The sequence below is a fragment of the Collinsella sp. CLA-AA-H302 genome, assembly GCF_040093305.1.
Classification (GTDB): domain Bacteria; phylum Actinomycetota; class Coriobacteriia; order Coriobacteriales; family Coriobacteriaceae; genus Collinsella.
The window spans coordinates 1-17,631 of the sequence record NZ_JBBNJW010000008.1 but is presented as its reverse complement, the minus strand read 5'-3'; the positions used below and the strand labels follow the sequence as shown (position 1 = coordinate 17,631).

Annotated in this window: 15 protein-coding genes; 1 reads left to right on the top strand and 14 read right to left on the bottom strand. The window is 60.5% G+C overall.

Annotated elements, in window-relative coordinates; genetic code table 11:
- Positions 1 to 24: 24 nt before the first annotated feature.
- Positions 25 to 513: a PTS sugar transporter subunit IIB gene (locus tag AAAV21_RS07090; RefSeq protein WP_089572604.1), complete on the bottom strand. Its 489-nt coding sequence runs from the start codon at positions 511 to 513 to the stop codon at positions 25 to 27.
- Positions 514 to 592: 79 nt separating this feature from the next.
- Positions 593 to 1,027 (bottom strand): PTS fructose transporter subunit IIA, encoded by a 435-nt coding sequence (locus AAAV21_RS07085; protein WP_349108393.1) that lies wholly within the window; start codon positions 1,025 to 1,027, stop codon positions 593 to 595.
- A 308-nt stretch (positions 1,028 to 1,335) separates the two neighbouring features.
- Here AAAV21_RS07085 and AAAV21_RS07080 point away from each other — a divergent pair, with 308 nt between their 5' ends.
- The gene (locus tag AAAV21_RS07080) at positions 1,336 to 2,118 is read left to right on the top strand and encodes a GntR family transcriptional regulator (RefSeq protein WP_349108391.1); all 783 of its coding nucleotides are present in this window, start codon (positions 1,336 to 1,338) and stop codon (positions 2,116 to 2,118) included.
- Positions 2,119 to 2,333: 215 nt separating this feature from the next.
- On the opposite strand, the gene carB is transcribed toward AAAV21_RS07080, so the two are convergent.
- The 12 genes from carB to rpsF form a co-directional block, all read right to left on the bottom strand.
- Entirely contained in the window at positions 2,334 to 5,648 is a 3,315-nt protein-coding gene (gene carB, locus AAAV21_RS07075; RefSeq protein ID WP_349108388.1) for a carbamoyl-phosphate synthase large subunit, read from the bottom strand.
- A gap of 1 nt (position 5,649) precedes the next feature.
- Complete coding sequence (carA, locus tag AAAV21_RS07070; protein ID WP_349108386.1) at positions 5,650 to 7,089, bottom strand: glutamine-hydrolyzing carbamoyl-phosphate synthase small subunit; 1,440 nt, start codon at positions 7,087 to 7,089, stop codon at positions 5,650 to 5,652.
- Positions 7,090 to 7,296: 207 nt separating this feature from the next.
- Positions 7,297 to 8,262, bottom strand: coding sequence for a hypothetical protein (locus AAAV21_RS07065; protein ID WP_349108384.1), 966 nt, complete (start codon positions 8,260 to 8,262; stop codon positions 7,297 to 7,299).
- A gap of 19 nt (positions 8,263 to 8,281) precedes the next feature.
- Positions 8,282 to 10,054 carry an ABC transporter ATP-binding protein gene (locus tag AAAV21_RS07060; RefSeq protein WP_349108381.1) on the bottom strand — a complete coding sequence of 591 codons (1,773 nt, stop codon included), beginning with the start codon at positions 10,052 to 10,054 and terminating at the stop codon, positions 8,282 to 8,284.
- A 247-nt stretch (positions 10,055 to 10,301) separates the two neighbouring features.
- On the bottom strand, positions 10,302 to 10,997 hold the full coding sequence (locus AAAV21_RS07055) for an NUDIX hydrolase (protein ID WP_172622467.1): 696 nt from the start codon (positions 10,995 to 10,997) through the stop codon (positions 10,302 to 10,304).
- A 21-nt stretch (positions 10,998 to 11,018) separates the two neighbouring features.
- The gene (purD, locus tag AAAV21_RS07050) at positions 11,019 to 12,323 is read right to left on the bottom strand and encodes a phosphoribosylamine--glycine ligase (RefSeq protein ID WP_055251354.1); all 1,305 of its coding nucleotides are present in this window, start codon (positions 12,321 to 12,323) and stop codon (positions 11,019 to 11,021) included.
- A 118-nt stretch (positions 12,324 to 12,441) separates the two neighbouring features.
- A complete protein-coding gene (locus tag AAAV21_RS07045; protein WP_349108377.1) occupies positions 12,442 to 13,728 on the bottom strand; it encodes an adenylosuccinate synthase in 1,287 nt (428 codons plus the stop codon).
- Positions 13,729 to 13,820: 92 nt separating this feature from the next.
- Entirely contained in the window at positions 13,821 to 15,218 is a 1,398-nt protein-coding gene (dnaB, locus tag AAAV21_RS07040; protein ID WP_117778659.1) for a replicative DNA helicase, read from the bottom strand.
- A 220-nt stretch (positions 15,219 to 15,438) separates the two neighbouring features.
- Positions 15,439 to 15,978 carry a 50S ribosomal protein L9 gene (gene rplI / locus AAAV21_RS07035; RefSeq protein WP_161194402.1) on the bottom strand — a complete coding sequence of 180 codons (540 nt, stop codon included), beginning with the start codon at positions 15,976 to 15,978 and terminating at the stop codon, positions 15,439 to 15,441.
- A gap of 15 nt (positions 15,979 to 15,993) precedes the next feature.
- Positions 15,994 to 16,260: a 30S ribosomal protein S18 gene (gene rpsR, locus AAAV21_RS07030; protein ID WP_117778657.1), complete on the bottom strand. Its 267-nt coding sequence runs from the start codon at positions 16,258 to 16,260 to the stop codon at positions 15,994 to 15,996.
- 72 nt (positions 16,261 to 16,332) lie between these two features.
- Positions 16,333 to 16,785 (bottom strand): single-stranded DNA-binding protein, encoded by a 453-nt coding sequence (ssb, locus tag AAAV21_RS07025; protein WP_006235830.1) that lies wholly within the window; start codon positions 16,783 to 16,785, stop codon positions 16,333 to 16,335.
- A 48-nt stretch (positions 16,786 to 16,833) separates the two neighbouring features.
- Positions 16,834 to 17,127, bottom strand: coding sequence for a 30S ribosomal protein S6 (gene rpsF, locus AAAV21_RS07020; RefSeq protein ID WP_006235831.1), 294 nt, complete (start codon positions 17,125 to 17,127; stop codon positions 16,834 to 16,836).
- Between the last annotated feature and the right edge of the window lie 504 nt (positions 17,128 to 17,631).

The following is a 17,631-nucleotide window of genomic DNA, read 5'->3' as shown; positions in this document are numbered from 1 at the left end:
TACCAAAATGCGGCTGGCGCCTAACTAGAAGCCAAACTGACCGCGGAACTTGGGCCACTCACCGATGGACTTCTCCTTGATGAGAGCGAACTCGACAGTATAGCCCGCATTGGTGAGGTCCTCGAGTGCCTGGGCCTCTTCCTGCGTGATCGACTGGTTGTTGCCGAGCTTGGTGGTGCCGGGACGATCGTTGCAGGGACCGACGATGATGCGGTCCATGCCGGGCTTAAAGCCAAAATCGACGAGAAGTTCCTTCATGTCGAGCGGGTTCTTGGTAATCAGGAAGTACTTGGTGTCGGACTTGAGAACCTTCTCGGAGACCTCCTTAAAGTGCTCCTTGGTCCACACGAACGTCTTCTTGCCCGAGGCGCTCTTGTAGGCCTCCTTGAGCACGGGGTTCGATGCCGCGGCGTCGTTGACGGCGATAAGACCGTCGCAGGGATACTCGAGGGCCCAACGGGTAACGGTCTGTCCATGGATCATGCGGTCGTCAATGCGGATGAACGAAATCATGCGTCTTCCCTTTCCTTATCACCGGGGGTCTTTCCTCTTAACCCCCGTTCCATCACAAAAATTGGGGCGGATGCGCCGCCTAGATGTCGTCGTCCTCGTCGTCGGCGTCATCGGTCGGGACCACGAGCTCGGACATACCGTTCTTGCCCTCCTGCAGCATCATCTGCTTGAGGAAATCCAGGTCCATGGTGGCAAGTCCCATCATGGCGGTCATAACCATGGGTAGGTTCATGCCGCCGAAGGCAATGGTGTGAGCGAGCAGGCCCTTCTCGGACAGCGTGTTCATGGCATTGGTGAGCGGCGATCCGCCCAGGATGTCACCAAGCAGGACAACCTCGTCATCGGCGGTAACAGGAGCGAGCATCGCCTTGACGTTCTCGACATACTCGTCAGCGCCCATGCCGTCCACGAGACTCGTCGACAAGATGTTCGGGGCGTCATTGCCGAGCATCTTGAGGACACTGTGCAGTCCGGGAGCGAGCGTTCCGTGACTGACCATTACCAGATACCGCATGCGGTCTCCTCTCGACCTGCCGTGTATCGCACGGCTTTGCTTTTTGCCGAGATTATTGTTGCGCTGGGGCATGTTCGGTACAAGAAAATAATTGCGAACGGCAACTATTCATCGGTTAACGGTAGCAACTATTTTTGTGCCTAAATTATTTTTTCTTCTAATTATTTTTAAAATCGCAGGTAGATTGCCTGGTAAATGTTTTATGTTCCTTATGTACCATACATACCAACAAGAATCGTGCTTGACATCACCGGTTTGTCCCGCAGTGTCAGACCATGTCACGTATGCTCACGACATGGAGGTACCCTATGGACATGATCTCGTTTCTCGCCGCCGAACCCTTCGATCGCAGCGGTGATACGCCGCTCTATGTCCAACTTAAACATCGAATCGCCCTGCTTATCGCCAGCCAGGCGTTCGACACCAAGACGCCGCTGCCACGTGAGCTCGAAATCTGTGAGCGGCTGGAGTTATCGCGCGCGACCGTGCGCCGTTGCTTTCAGGATCTCGTCATCGAGGGGCGCGTGGTGCGCAAGCGCGGCCAGGGCACGTTCATCAAGCCCCAAACCTCAGCACCCGGCATCGACTTGGCCCTGAATTTCAGCGCGCGGATGCGCGAAGCGGGACGGGTTCCGAGCTCGCAGATTCTCGCCTTTTCAAGCATACTGGCCGTCCGCGGCATCGCCTCTGGGCTCAAAGTGCCCGAAGGGACACCCGTCTGGGAGATTCGCCGCCTGCGTCTCGCCAACGACAAACCCATGGAGCTCAACTACGTCTATATCCCCGTGTCACTTTGCCCCGAGCTCACACGCAAAGACGTGGATGGCTCGCTCTACGCCTACATCGCGGAAAAGACCGGCATCCTGCCCGCAAGCGTCGATGCCGTCTACGAGGCGGTCAACCTCGACAAGCATGAGGCGCGCCTTTTGGGACAGAACACCGGTAAGGCGGCGATGCGCATCGTGCGTTCGACCTACGACAAGACGGGAACCCCGTTCGAGGTAGGCGTGCTCATCAGCTGCGACGGTCAGGCAAAGCTGCACGTGCACATCGCCGCCGACAAAACAACCTTCACCGCCACAGCCCAATAAATCCAAAACGTGGGCGCCGTCGCTCAAACGAACGACGGCGCCCACGCTCACTTTTTATTCAGCCCTAGTCATCGCGCAAAGCCCCTTCGGCAGCACACGGTGCGGCCAAGTCACCGCAGGCCGGGGCGGGAGGCGGACCTTTCTCTCGGAAAACTTCGCGAAGCCCAGTTTCCGAGAGAAAGTGTCCGGCTGCCGCCCCGGCCGACCAAGTCACATTACACCGTGTGCTGTGGCAGGTCCTGCAGGGCGATGACGTCCATGCCCATGTCGTTGGCGCTGCCGTGACCCTGCTGGTCCTCGCGCACCGCCTCGATGGCACTCACATACGTGTTAGCGGCAGACATCGCGGTCACGCAGGTCACACCGCGGCGCACTGCCTCGGTGCGCAGCAGATAGCCGTCGCCGCGCGAGCCCGGACCGTACGGCGTGTTGATGATCACCGCGATCTTACCATCGGCGATGAGGTCGCCGATGTTGGGGCGCTCGCCGTCGTGCGGGCCGCTGATCTTCTCCACGATCTCGCACGTCACGTTGCCGCCGCGCAGCACGCGCGCCGTGCCCTCGGTAGAGCAGATATCAAAGCCCAGGTAGCGCAGGATGCGCGCGACCGAAAGGATGTGACGCTTGTCGCGGTCGCACACGCTGATGAATACCTTGCCGGCGCTCGGGTCGGGCAGCTTGTAGTCAATCGCCAGCTGCGTCTTGGCGTATGCCTCGGGATAGCTCTTGGCGATACCCATGACCTCGCCCGTCGACTTCATCTCGGGCCCCAGGATAACGTCGGCGCCCGGGAAACGGCCCCAGGGCATAACGGCTTCCTTCATGCAGAACCAGTCCAGCTGACGCTCGTCGCTCGGCAGGCCCAGGCTCGCGATAGAATCGCCCGCCATGATGCGCGCCGCGCACTTGGCCAGCGGCACACCGGTGGCCTTGGAGATAAACGGCACGGTACGGCTTGCGCGCGGGTTGGCCTCGATCACGTAAACGGTCTCGCCCTTAATGGCGTACTGCACGTTGACCAGGCCGCGCACGCCCAGCGCCATCGCGATGCGGCGCGTGGTCTCACGGAGCTTCGCCTGCAGGCTCTCGCTAAAGCTAAACGGCGGGATGCAGGTCGCGGAGTCACCGGAGTGAATACCGGCCTCCTCGATATGCTCCAGGATACCGCCGATGTAGACCTCCTCGCCATCGCACAGGGCATCGACATCGGACTCGATCGCACCCTCCAGGAAGCGGTCCAGATACACCGGGTAGTCGGGGCTAATGCGCGCAGCCTCGGCCATGTAATCGCGCAGATGCTCGGCATCGTAGGCGATCATCATGCCACGGCCGCCCAGCACGTAGCTCGGACGCACCAGCAGCGGGTAGCCAATATGCGCGGCCACGGCCTCGGCCTCCTCAAACGAGGTTGCCTGGCCCGCCGGCGGGTACATGATGCCCAGCTTGTCGAGCAGAGCGGCGAAGCGCTCGCGGTCCTCGGCAAAATCGATGGCGTCGGGCTTGGTGCCCATAATGTTCACGCCGCTCTCCTCGAGCATGCGCGCCAGCTTAAGCGGGGTCTGGCCGCCGAGCGTCACCACGACGCCGTCGGGACGCTCAACGTCAATGACGTCCATGACGTCCTCGTAGGTGAGCGGCTCAAAGTACAGGCGGTCGGACGTGTCGTAGTCGGTCGAGACGGTCTCGGGGTTGCAGTTGACCATGATGGTCTCAAAGCCGCGGGCCGCCAGCGCATAGCTCGCATGCACGCAGCAGTAGTCAAACTCGATGCCCTGGCCGATACGGTTGGGTCCGGCGCCCAGAATCATCGCCTTGGGCTTGTCCGCCGGCGTGGTCTCGTCGGGAGCCACGCACTTCTTGGCATCCGGGCTCGTGCGGTAGATGTTCTCGTACGTCTTGTAGTGGTACTCCGTGGCGCTCGAGAACTCGGCCGCGCAGGTATCGACCGTCTTCATGCTGGGAACCACGCCCAGACCCTTGCGATAGGCGCGCACAAAGCGCTCGTCCGAGCCGGTCAGCGCGGCAATCTCGGCGTCGCTCGTGCCGTACTGCTTGAGCAGGCGCATCGCGTCGGCGTCGATATCCTCCACGCGCAGGCCGCGGATGCTCTCCTGGACCTGCACCATGTCGTTGATACGGTTGAGGTACCACGGATCGATACCGCAGATGGCATGGATGTGGGCGATGTCCCAGCCACGGCGCAGGGCCTCGACCACAAAGAAGATGCGGTGCTCGGTCGGGGTTGCCACGGCCTGAGCGAGCTCATCGTCGCTCAGCTTGTCGGCACCCTCCTTGCCACCGGCGCAGATGCCCTGGTGAACGTCCTCCAGTGAGCGCATGGCCTTGCCGAAGGCCTCCTCAAAGGTGCGGCCGATCGCCATAATCTCGCCCACGGCCTTCATGCGCGTGGTGAGCGTGGGGTCGGTACCCTTAAACTTCTCGAAGGCAAAGCGCGGCACCTTGACCACGCAGTAGTCGATCGTGGGCTCAAAGCAGGCGGGCGTTGCCTTGGTGATGTCGTTGACGATCTCGTCGAGCGTGTAGCCCACGGCCAGGCGAGCGGCGGCCTTGGCGATGGGGAAGCCCGTGGCCTTGGAGGCCAGTGCGGACGAACGGCTCACGCGCGGGTTCATCTCGATGACGATCAGGCGGCCGGTCTGGGGGTTCACGGCAAACTGCACGTTGGAGCCGCCGGTCTCGACGCCGATCTTCTCCAGAATGGCGAGCGACGCGACACGCATGCGCTGATACTCAAGGTCGGAGAGGGTCTGCGCTGGCGCCACGGTGATGGAGTCGCCGGTGTGCACGCCCATGGGGTCGAGGTTCTCGATGGAGCACACGATGATGCCGTTGCCGGCGTGGTCGCGCATGACCTCCATCTCATACTCTTTCCAACCCTCGATGGACTCCTCGACCAGCACCTCATGGGCAGGCGAGAGCTCAAGGCCCTGGCTCACGATGGAGACGAGCTCCTCGTGGGTATGCGCGATGCCGCCGCCGGCGCCACCGAGGGTAAAGCTCGGGCGCAGTACGCAGGGATATCCCACGCGCTCGGCGATAGCCTCGGCGTCGGCCACGCTGTAGGCATAGCCCGAGCGCGCGACCTCCAGGCCGATCTCGGCCATGGCCTCGTTAAAGAGTTTGCGGTCCTCGCCGCGCTCGATAGCGGCCAGGTCGCAGCCGATCATCTCGACGCCGTACTTGTCGAGCGTGCCGTCCTTTGCCAGCTCGACGGCGGCGTTCAGACCGGTTTGGCCGCCCAGCGTGGGCAGCAGCGCGTCCGGGCGCTCTTTCTTGATCACGCGCTCGATAAACTCGGCGGTGATAGGCTCAACATAGGTGCGGTCGGCCAAGCCCGGGTCGGTCATGATGGTCGCCGGATTGGAGTTGACCAGGATGACCTCAAAGCCATCCTCCTTGAGCACCTTGCAGGCCTGGGCGCCGGAGTAGTCGAACTCGCAGGCCTGGCCAATAACGATGGGGCCCGAACCAATAACGAGGATGCGCTTGATGTCAGTACGTTTAGGCATGTTAGTTCTCCTCGGTCGCAGCGTTCTCGGACTCGGCGAAATTCCAGCCGGCGAGGCGGTCCTTCGCGGTGTCGATGTCCAGGTAGTTCTCCTCGCCGTCCATGAGTCGCGTAAAGGCGGTAAAGAGATAGTGGGCATCGGTGGGGCCGGGCGAAGCCTCGGGGTGGTACTGGACCGAGAAACACGGGGCGTCGAGCAGCTGGATGCCCTCGGCGGTGCCGTCGTTGAGGTTCACATGTGTCAGGCGAATGCGACCAAAGCGCTCGTTCATCACGACCGGCGCGACGCCGCGACGCACCCAGGCGCGCAGGTCGCCATCGGCCGCATGCTCGGTTTCGCCGCCGGAAAGCTCCGGAATCAGTTTGCCCAGACTGGGGAACAGCAGGCCAAAGCCGTGGTTTTGCGCGGTGATCTCCACGCGACGGCTCACCAGATTCATAACCGGCTGGTTACCGCCACGGTGGCCGAATTTAAGCTTTTCCATTTGGGCGCCGCAGGCCAAGCTGATCATCTGGTGACCCAGGCAAATACCAAAGACCGGCACCTTGCCGATCAGCTGCTGCACCTGCTCGTAGGTCTCCACCACGGCATCGGGGTCGCCGGGGCCGTTGGACAAAAAGACGCCATCAGGATTCATGTCGAGCACCTGCTGGGCGAGCGTATCCCACGGCACGACGGTGAGGTCGCAGCCGGCACGGACCAGGCCCTCCAGAATACCGCGCTTCACACCGCAGTCGTAGGCGACCACTTTGTGACGGGCAGGAGCGGCAGCCACAAGCGCAAAGCCATGCGTGGCAGGCAGGTCGGCGGCCACAAACTCGTGAGGCGCGGGACAGCTCACGGTCTTGACCAGGTTCTCGCCCACCAGCGTGGGCGCTGCATCCAGACGCTCGGCGAGCTCGTCGACGTCGAAGATCTCTGTCGAGATAATGCCCATCTTGGAACCATTGTCGCGCAGATGGCGCACCAGAGCGCGGGTGTCGACACCCTCGATAGCGACGATGCCGTGAGCGCGCAGGTACTCCGGCACGCTGACGGCCGAGCGCCAGTTAGAAGGCGTGGCGCACATGTCGCGAACGATCATGCCGCGCATAGCCGGAGCGCTCGCAGGGCGCACGGCGTCGCCGGGGAAGGCCGACTGGACATCGGTCTCGTCGATACCGTAATTGCCGATCTGCGGATAGGTCATGGTTGCAATTTGGCCGGCATAACTCGGGTCGGTCATGACCTCAAAGTAGCCCTCAAGCGAGGTGTTGAAGCAGACTTCGCCGGTCGCGGTGCCCTCGGCGCCGCATGCACGTCCATAAAAAATGGTCCCATCCTCAAGATACAGGATACAGGGACCGCAGGTGCCCTTGCTGGTTTTGGCCAGCATACGCTGGCAAAGCTCGCTGGGCGCGAAGGTGCGGGCGGCAGCGCCCGCGGTATGGTTGTTCGCCATAATTCTCCTTCCCGGTCTCACAGGACCGGCTTAAAGGTGTGTAGTTAGGCCTCGCGGTATTGTAACCGCAAGCATGCCTCATGGCGTTAATTTCATCAAATTGTTTACGAAATGATAATTATGACTTTCTATGCATAATAATTTTTCTGGGACGAGGATTAAAAAATCATCCCGCGGGGCTTGTGGCTCACGCGGGATGATGGCGTCTTACTTTTTCTTGTCCTGTTCCAGCAGATCGGACGGCGTTCGGTCGGGCTTGCCGCCGCGGAAAATCTCGCGACCATGCAGACGATGTTCCAGGTCACGTTCGGCCTTTTCCTCGTCAATCTTGGTCTGGCTCACCACCGGGTCCTCGATCAGCGACGAAACCGAGTTCACCTGTTTTTGAATGCGCTCGGCAATGGTGTCGTCCATGCTTACGATACGCATCTTCCAGTCGATACTCGTGGCGTTGGATGAGCTCTTGGTCCACACGAACGTCAAAATGGCGCTCTGATGACCCCGCGCGGGAAACATGCCAAAAAAGGAATCGTGCTGAATGTTGCTGTCCTCGTCGATATAGGCGTGAACGTTATACACCACGCGGTCAATTTTGTCGTTGAGCAGGGCGTTGGTCGCAAGCGCCGCGGCCTGGACCTGCCCGTTGGACAGCAGCTCGAGCTCATTGGCAGACGACGTGTCCAGCACCGTCACCTCAACCGTACCCGTGCGCTCATCGGCCTCGTCGACAGAAAAATCGAGCGGGAACTGCGTAAAGCCGTTGCCCCATTCGAGTCCACCCTTGAGCGCCGTCGAAACGGTATCGACCGAAACGCTCTCGGACAGGTTGGCGGTGTTCAGGCGACGCATCACGCCGTAGCCAATCTGCATGCCCACGATCAGCACCAGAATACCGATGACCACGGCCATCGCGGTCTTCGTAATGGTATGGCTCACCTGCGAGCCCGAAGGATCGTCCTCGGACAGCGGGTCGATATGTTTTGCCTGGCTCGCGCGGTCCTCGCTGCGCAGCTGCGCTAGCGCCGCTTTGTCACCGCGCTTGGCCGCAGCCTCCTTCTCACGCATGCGCTCGGTTCGCTTTTTGGCAAGCGTGGGATCCAAGACACCGGATGCATCGATTTCGGAGAATAACTCCGTCACTTCTTCCGGAGTCAAAGGGTTCTTGTCAGCCATAAACTTCCTGTCATATCAATCAGTCGAGCTCGTGCGCACGCGCACCTTCGAACTGCATTCGATAGTAACGGGCATAGGTGCCGCCACGGGCGAGAAGCTCCTCGTGCGTGCCACGCTCCACAACGCGACCATGCTCAACGGTCGCAATCTCATCGGCATGCTTAATGGTCGAAAGACGATGGGCGATGATAATCGTGGTGCGGCCGCGTGCCAGCTCTTCGAGTGACTCCTGCACCGCTTCCTCGCTCTCGTTATCCAAAGCACTCGTCGCCTCGTCCAAAATCAGGATCTTGGGGTTCTTGAGAAACACACGCGCAATGGCAACGCGCTGCTTTTGGCCGCCCGAAAGACGGCTGCCGCGCTCGCCCACGACCGTGTCATAGCCCTGTGGAAGCGACTCGATAAAGGCATCGATGTTGGCGCGACGGGCGGCCTCGGCGATCTCTTCTGCCGTAGCGCCCGGCTTGCCGTAGGCGATGTTCTCGCCGATTGTTCCGTCAAACAGGTAGACATCCTGCTGCACCAGGCCGATGGCGCGGCGCAGGCTCTGCTGCGTCACATCGCGCACGTCCTGGCCGTCGATGCTAATGGATCCGGCAGCCACGTCATAAAAGCGCGGCAGCAGCGAACAGGTCGTGGACTTGCCGCCGCCCGAAGGGCCAACCAAAGCGATGGTCTGCCCGGGCTTGATGGACAGATTCATATGGTCGATAACGGGACGCTCTTCGGCATCACCCTCGCCCAGCTCAACGTCCTCGTAGTTAAAGCACACGTCGTGATAATCCACGGCGCCGGCAGTCACCTGCAGATCCGTGGCGCCCGGCTTGTCCTGGATATCCGGCGCGGTCGAGAGCACCTCGTCCATACGCTTAAAGCCGGCGATAGCCTTCTGATACGTTTCGGCCGAATTGACGAGTGTCTCGAGCGGCGTGCAGAACAGCGAAATATAGAGTGCAAAGGTCGCCATATCGACCGCCTGCAGCTGTCCCTGGGCGACCAGCCAGCCGCCCAGCAGTACCACGATCACATAGAGCACACCCGAGAGCAGGCCATACGTCGCAGTATAGACGCCCATGGCGTGATACATGTTCTCCTTGGACGAAAGATAGCGATTGTTGGAGGCGCGGAACTTGAAGCGTTCGGTCTCCTCATTGGCAAAGCTCTTGACCACGCGCATACCCGCCAGCGAATCCTGCAGCTGCGCATTGATGCCGCTGATCTTTTTGCGGTTGTCGCTAAAGACCTCGCGCATGCGCATGTTCTGCCAAAACATGATGACCGCAAACGCCGCCGTCACCACGGCCATAGCGAGCGCCAGCACCGGGGCGATGGTAAAGAGGATCACAAACGAGCCGATAATCTCGATGCCGCAGATGATGATCCACTCGGGCACGTGGTGTGCCGCCTCGCAGATATCGAACAGGTCGTTGACCACGCGGCTCATCATATCGCCCGAGCTGTTGCGGTCAAAGTACGCAAAGCTAAAGCGCTCATACTGGTCAAACAGGTCCTCGCGCATTTTGGACTCCATACGCGCGCCCATCACGTGACCCCAATAGCTCACAAAATAGCGGCAGGCGCAGCGGACGGCATACATCAGCACCAAGCCCACCGCAATCATGCCGAGCGCCTGCATAATGACAGCCTGACCCTGAGTAAAGAGCCCACCGGTCAAATTGCGCAGGATAATGGGGAACGCCAGGTCAATGGCGGCAAGCACCAGAGCACAAACAGTATCGGCAACAAAAAGCCCCATCTGGGGCTCGTAATACGAGAGAAACCTTTTAAACATGCAATCCTCGAAGAGAAATAAATAGCGTGAGAAATCCGGTTGAACCGGTCAGGCTGAAAACAAAGCGTCCCAACAAGCATAACGCCGATGTTCTGGCAGCGTCAGCGAAAACGTCCCTAAGCGAGCAAGGTGCCTTGAAAGAGGAGCGACGCGTACTTCGGTACGCGAGCGACGATTGAAAGGCAGATTGCCGCTTAGGGGCGTTTGCAGCGTCGACTCGTTACGCGGTTTGGTAAAACCGCGTAACCTAGAGCTCCGCACCCCCAAGGCGATGCGCGATGCTATCGCAGGCCAAGGCGCCCACGACGGTCTTGGCGTCTTCGATCTTGCCGTCGAGCACGGCGTCGATCAGCTCGTGCAGCGGCACCAGGTCCACGTTGACAAACTCGTCATCATCGGGGTTGGGCGCATCAAACTCGAGCTTGGTAGCCAAGTAGATGTGGATGATCTCATCGCAAAAACCGCAGGACGTGACAATCGACGTCAAAAAGCGAATGCGACCAGCCCTAAAGCCCGTCTCCTCATGCAGCTCGCGTTTGGCGCAATCGAGCGGGTCCTCGCCTGGATCGAGCTTGCCGGCGGGAATCTCGACCGTCACGCGGTCGATAGCGGTGCGGTACTGACGCACCAGTACGATCTTGCCGCTCTCGGTCAGCGCCACAACGGCCGCCGCACCCGGATGGCGAACGATATCGCGGGCGCTGCGGCGACCGTTGGGCAGCTCAACCTCAAGACGGTGGACGTCGAGGATCTTGCCCTTCCAGGCGCACTCCTCCGAAAGAATCTTCTCGTGCAGCTCGGCATCGTGCGGGTCGTCGTCGCCCAGCACCAGCGCCGGCTCGTCAGCGACCTCGCCGCCAGGCTCGCCCTCGGCGTGCCCATACATGCGGCTGTCCTCTTCAACGATCTGCGCATCCACGAGCTCTTCGTTCTTCTCGTCCATCCGTCTCATTCCTCTCGGATTTTAGGCATCCCAGGCGTCGCGGCCGCGCAGCGCGCGCAGGCCGATGTCGTGGCGCAGGGTCTTGCCTTCAAAATCAATCTTCTCGCAGGCCTCGTAGGCAAGGTTGCGAGCGTTCTCGAACGTGTCACCCAGAGCGGTCACGGCAAGCACGCGGCCACCATTGGTCACGAGCTGGCCGTCCACCACGGCAGTGCCCGCGTGGTACACGGTCACGTTCTCCATGACCTCGGCATCGGCGATACCGGTGATGACCTTGCCCTTCTCGTAGCTGCCGGGATAGCCCGCGCTCGTCAGGACAACTGCCACAGCCCACTCGTCACGCCAGTCGAGCTCAATCTGATCGAGCTCGCAGTTGGCGCAGGCGAGCATGACCTCAACCAGGTCGTTCTTAAGGCGCGGCAGCACGACCTGCGTCTCGGGGTCGCCAAAGCGGGCATTGAACTCCAGCACCTTGGGGCCGGCAGGCGTGAGCATAAAGCCGCCATACAGGCAGCCGCGGTAGTCGATGCCCTCGGCAGCGAGCTCGGCAACGGTCTGCTCCATGACCTTCACCATGGTGGCGTGCTCCTCGTCGGTCACGATGGGCACCGGGCTGTAGACGCCCATGCCGCCGGTGTTGGGGCCCTTGTCGCCCTCGAGGGCGCGCTTGTGGTCCTGCGAGGTGGCCATGGGGCGCACGGTCTTGCCGTCGGTAAAGGCCAGCAGCGAACACTCGGGACCAACCAGCATCTCCTCAATGACAACGGTGTTGCCGGCATCACCAAAGGTACCGCCAAAGCACTCGCGCACGGCCTCTTCGGCCTGCTCGAGCTCAGTCGCCACGATAACGCCCTTGCCTGCGGCCAGGCCGTCAGCCTTCACGACCAGCGGGGCACCCTGCTCGCGCACATAGGCAAGAGCCGAAGCCTCGTCAGTAAACGAGCCGTAGGCGGCCGTCGGAATGCCGGCGCGCTCCATGAGCTGCTTGGAGAATAGCTTGGAGCCCTCCATCTGAGCACCCTCGGCACCCGGACCAAAGCAGGGAATACCCGCCGCGCGCACGGCGTCGGCCACGCCCGCCACGAGCGGAGCCTCGGGGCCAATCACCACGAGTCCGCATCCATGGCTCTGGGCAAACGCCGCCACGGCCGCAGGATCGCAATCGTCGAGAACCACGTTCTCGCCGCAGCTCGCGGTGCCGCCGTTACCCGGCGCAATGTAGAGCTTGCCGGCGCGCGGTGATGCTGCGAGCTTAGCTGCCAAAGCGTGCTCGCGGCCGCCGCTGCCCAACAACAGGATGTCGATGGTTTGAGTGTCCGCCTTCAAGGGTGCCTCCTCTATGGATGAATGGCTCGCTCCGCGCGAGCCCTTTGCAAGCAAATATACCCCTCGGCCGCCCGCTTGGGCTGCAAAGGGGTATATCGCAATAACCGAATAGTGCCGATTACTTCCAGAATCGGTTGATGATCTGTTCGCGATCGGCGCCGACGCCAATGAACGTCACGCGGGTGTGTGCCAGATCCTCGATAAACGCCACGTAGTCCTGAGCCTCCTGCGGCAGCTCGTCAAAGCTGCGGCAACCGGTGATATCGCACTTCCAGCCAGGGAGCTCCTCGTAGATGGGCTTGGCCTGCTCAAAGCGCACCTGATGCTCGGGCACGCTCGTGTAACGTTCGCCGTCGACGTCGTAGGCCACGCACACCTTGATGGTGTCGAAGGCCGAAAGCACGTCGAGCTTGGTCAGGGCGATATCGGTGAGACCGTTGACACGCGAGGCGTAGTTGGCGATGGGGCCATCGAACCAACCGCAGCGACGGCGACGGCCGGTGGTCACGCCGTACTCATAGCCTTCCTCGGTCAGCGTGTGGCCGGCCTCGGACTCATAGGAAAGCTCGGTGGGCATGGGGCCCGAACCGACGCGGGTGATATAGGCCTTCATGACGCCCAGCACGCGGTCGACGTTCTTCATGCCGACGCCGGAACCGGTAATGGCGCCACCAGCGGTGCAATTAGAAGACGTCACGTACGGATAGGTGCCGTGATCGATGTCGAGCAACGTCGCCTGGGCGCCCTCAAACAGCAAATCCTTGCCCTCATCGATCATGTTGTTGAGCAGCAGGCTCGTCTCGGTGATGTAGGGGCGCAGACGCTCGGCCATGGGCAGGTACTCATCGCAAATCTGATCCACGGTGTAGGTGGGCAGGTTGTAGATGAGCTCCAGCTCGGGGTTCACGCGGGCAAGAGCGGTCTCCAGCTTATCGCGGAACAGTGCCTCGTCCAGCATGTCTTGCATGCGCAGGCCGATGCGGGCCATCTTGTCCTGGTAGCACGGACCGATGCCGCGCTTGGTGGTACCGATGTTCTTCTTACCGAGCTTCTGCTCAAAGGCGCCATCCAGATCAATGTGGTACGGCATGATGATGTGCGCGTTGCCACTGATCTTGAGATTCTTGGTGGTGATGCCGTCGGCCTCGAACATGTCGATCTCCTCAAGGACAACCTTGGGGTTGACGATGCAGCCGTTACCGATCACCGACACGTGGTCGGAATACATGATGCCGGAGGGCACCTGGTGCAGGCCGTACTTCTTGCCGTTGACGACGATGGTGTGGCCGGCGTTGTTGCCGCCCGAATAGCGCACGACGGCATCGAAGTCGCCGGCGACCAGATCGCAGATCTTACCCTTGCCCTCATCGCCCCACTGGGCACCGACCAAAACGGTTGACGGCATGTTTACTCCTTACATACATGGACTGTCTGCGCGCCACGCGGCGGGCAGAAGCACAAAACATTCCCAGTATACCCGTACAACGGGTGCCTGTCCTACTCCTCGGTATGCGCCCCATCAAGCTCATAGAACTTGGTAGATGCCGGCAGGAACATCAGGTCGACGTCGCCGATCGGGCCCGAACGGTTCTTAGCAACGACGATACGTGTAACACCCTCGTCGGGTCGGTCGTCGCGCGAGGCCTCAGCCTCGTCGGCGGATCGATCCAAGAACATGACGATATCGGCGTCCTGCTCGATGGAGCCCGATTCACGCAGGTCGGACAGCTGCGGGCGCTTGCCGGTACGCGACTCGACCTGACGCGACAGCTGCGACAGCGCAATCAGTGGGATCTTGAGCTCCTTGGCCATAATCTTCAGACCACGCGACATCTCGGAGACCTCGACGGTGCGGCTCTCGGAACGACGTCCCGGCGGGGGACTCACCAGCTGCAAGTAGTCCAGGATGATGATGGCCTTCTCCTTGTTATGGAGCATGCGGCGGCTCTTGGCGCGAATCTCGGTCACCGTGGTGCCGGGCGTATCGTCAATCAGAATATCGAGCTTGGACAGCGTCTGCGTGGCCTCATTGATGTTGGCCCACTGCTCGGGACTAATGCGGCCCGTACGGAAATCGCTGATCGAGATCATGGCATAGGCGCAAATCAGACGCTGGGCAATTTCCTTGCCCGACATCTCCAGCGAGAAGAAGCCGACGGTATAGCCCGCTGCGGCGGCATTGAGCGCCAAGTTCAGAGCGAACGACGTCTTACCCACGGCGGGACGGGCGCCGATAATGATGAGCTGGCCCTCGCGGAAGCCCATGAGCATACGGTCGAGCGACGGGAAGCCCGTGGGCACGCCTGCAGCCTGACCGCCGGCCTTGCACACTTCCTCGGCCTCGTTATAGGCCTCGACCATAAACTCGGTCAGCGTCTTGTAGCTCGACTTAACCTCACGCGCCGTGACCTTGAGCAGTTTGCTCTCGGCCAGCTCCACGACCTCCTTGGTGTCTGTGGGAGCGTTGTATGCCAGCGCGTTGATCTCGTTGGTGGCGCCAATCAGCTCGCGCAGCATCGAGTCGCGACGAACGATGGCGGCATGGTGCTGCCAATTGACGAGCGACAGGGTCTGACCCATCAGCTCCAAAATGTATGCCTCGCCGCCCACGGCATCGAGCTTGTTGATGCTTCGCAGGTAATCGATCAGCGAGATAGAGTCGATGGGGATGCGACTGTTATACATATCGACCATCGCGGTATAGATGGTCTTATGAATGGGGCGGTAGAAGTCATCGGGCTGCAGCTCGACCTGGGCCTCTTCGACCACCTCGGGGGATAGCAGCATAGCGGCCAGTACGTTGGCCTCTGCATCTTGGTTTTGGGGGAGACCCAACTTGGAGCCACGGTCCTCGACCGTCAGTCCCGTCTCCCTGTCGTCATATGCCATGAGCATCCTCATTCATATCGCTTGCGAGCATCCATAGTATCAGCCACGGCTATAAATCGAGCCGTGCCTCGGCAATCACCACCGAACCAAACGGATGAACGGTCCCATACACGAGACTGCATCTCAATGACTGCTACGACACTCACCCAGCGCAAAAAAAATAAAAGGGCACCCTGGTCTCCCAGAGCGCCCTTCTTAGAACAAGATTGTTGCGTTGCAGCAAATGCTACTCGGCAGCAGCCTCGGTCTCGACCTCGGCGGTCTCGGCCTCGGCGACCTCAGCGGTCTCCTCAACCTCAGCCTCGGCAGCGAGCTCCTCGGCGGTAACGCCGACGAGAACGACAACCTCGGCCTTGATCTCGCGGTACAGCGAGATAGCAACGGTGTGGGCACCGGCAACCTTGATGGGCTTACCGAGCTCGACGCGCTTGCGGTCGATGTCCATACCGAGCTGATCCTTGATGGCGTCAGCGATCATAGCGGCGGTAACGGAGCCAAAGAGGATGCCCTCGTCGCCAACCTTGACGTCAACGGTGACCTGCTTGCCCTCGAAGGCAGCCTTGGTCTCGTTGGCGGTAGCCAGACGGACGGCCTCGCGCTTGGCGATGTTGTTGCGACGCTCGTCGAGCTGCTTGAGGTTGCCCTTGGTGGCGGCAACAGCGAGCTTCTTGGGGAACAGGAAGTTCTCAGCGTAACCCTGAGCGACCTCTACGACGTCACCCTCGCCGCCCTTGCCCTTGATCTCATCGAGAAGAATAACCTTCATGATGCGTCTCCCTTCTTAGCCGCGGTCGCGGTTGCCACGAGAGGAAACCACGGGGACGGTGTACGGCAGGAGAGCCATCTCGCGGGCGCGCTTGATGGCGTTGGCGATGTCATGCTGATGCTGCGTGCAAGCGCCAGTGACGCGACGGGGCTTAATCTTGCCACGGTCGGTCATGTACTTACGGAGAAGCTGAGTGTCCTTATAGTCGATGAACTCAGTGTTCTCCTTGCAGAACTGGCAGTACTTACGACGCGGCTGACGTGCAGAATAATCATTAGCCATGTCAAAATACCTTTCATTTGGCAACTTCGGCGAGCCGAAGCCGCCTCTCACTCAAAAATAGGTGAACAACCCTTAGAACGGGATGTCCTCATCGTAGACGTCGACCGCGGGCGGCGTAGCCACCGGTGCGGCAGGACGTGCTGCGGGCGCGGGAGCTGCGGGGGCGTAACCGCCCTGATCGTAGCCACCCTGGCCACCACGGGAGCTCATAAACTCGATCTCATCAACGATGACCTCAAGCTTGCTCCTGCGCTGACCGTCGCGCTCCCAAGAGCTGTAGCGCAGCTTGCCCTCGATCGCGACCTTGTTTCCCTTTGCCAGGAAACGGCTCACGGCCTCGGCGCGGGTGCCGAACATAGTGCAGTCGACAAAGTTGGGATAGTCCTCCCACTCGCCAGTCTGCGCATTGCGGCGACGATCGTTCACAGCGACGCCAAAGGACAGAACCTGGGTTCCGCCGGCGGTGGCGCGCAGCTCGGGATCGCGGGTGAGGTTACCGGTGATGTTCACTCGATTGATGCTCATAACTCACTACTTCCTCTTGGGGCACAAGCCCAGTCCAAAACGACAGTCTTACTCCTGGTCGTCGCGACGGACGATCATGTGGCGGACCACAGCGTCGGTGATGCGCAGGACGCGATCAAGCTCGGCGATCTGGGTAGGATCTGCGTGGAAGTTGATGAGGGTGTAGTCACCATCGGTGAGGTCGTTGATCTCGTAGGCGAGCTTGCGCTTGCCCCACTCGTCAACGGAGTCGACCTTGCCAGCGCCCTCAGCGATCGTGGTATCGATACGCTTCATAACAGCGAGACGAGTCTCGGGGTCGAGCGACGGGTCAACAAAGAACAGCAGTTCATAAGCCTTCATATTGTCACCTCCTCTGGGCAAATGTGGCTTCAGGTCGTGAAGGTGCGCCTGAAGCAGGAAAAGACTTGGTAATAATATCTTTCAACCTCCCAGGCTGCAAGAATATGCAGCTACAACCTCATGACCTCCACATATGTCCATGCTTACACGGCACTTCATGCGTCTTCCAACCAAATGCTGACCAAATGCTTGACGGATCTGTGGACAAGATACGGCGCCACGGGGACAAACCAAATCAAACTGCAGGTCAGCAATTGCAAGGCTGTGGTCGCAAAATGCATACCAGTGGCTCACAACACCGTTCAAAGATTTTTAAAATTGCTGCCACGTCGTTTATAAATACCTATTTTGAACAATTTGCTGCATGCTGCCATGCTGGTCAGAGCCCGTTTTTGGCCTCCTAGATCCCGTCACGAAGCCAAGCGTTGGTTGATTTCCGATCTCAGCCGAACACATTGAGCAAATAGGCCGTTCCCGCACCTAGCCGAACGCTCCCGCGGCCCC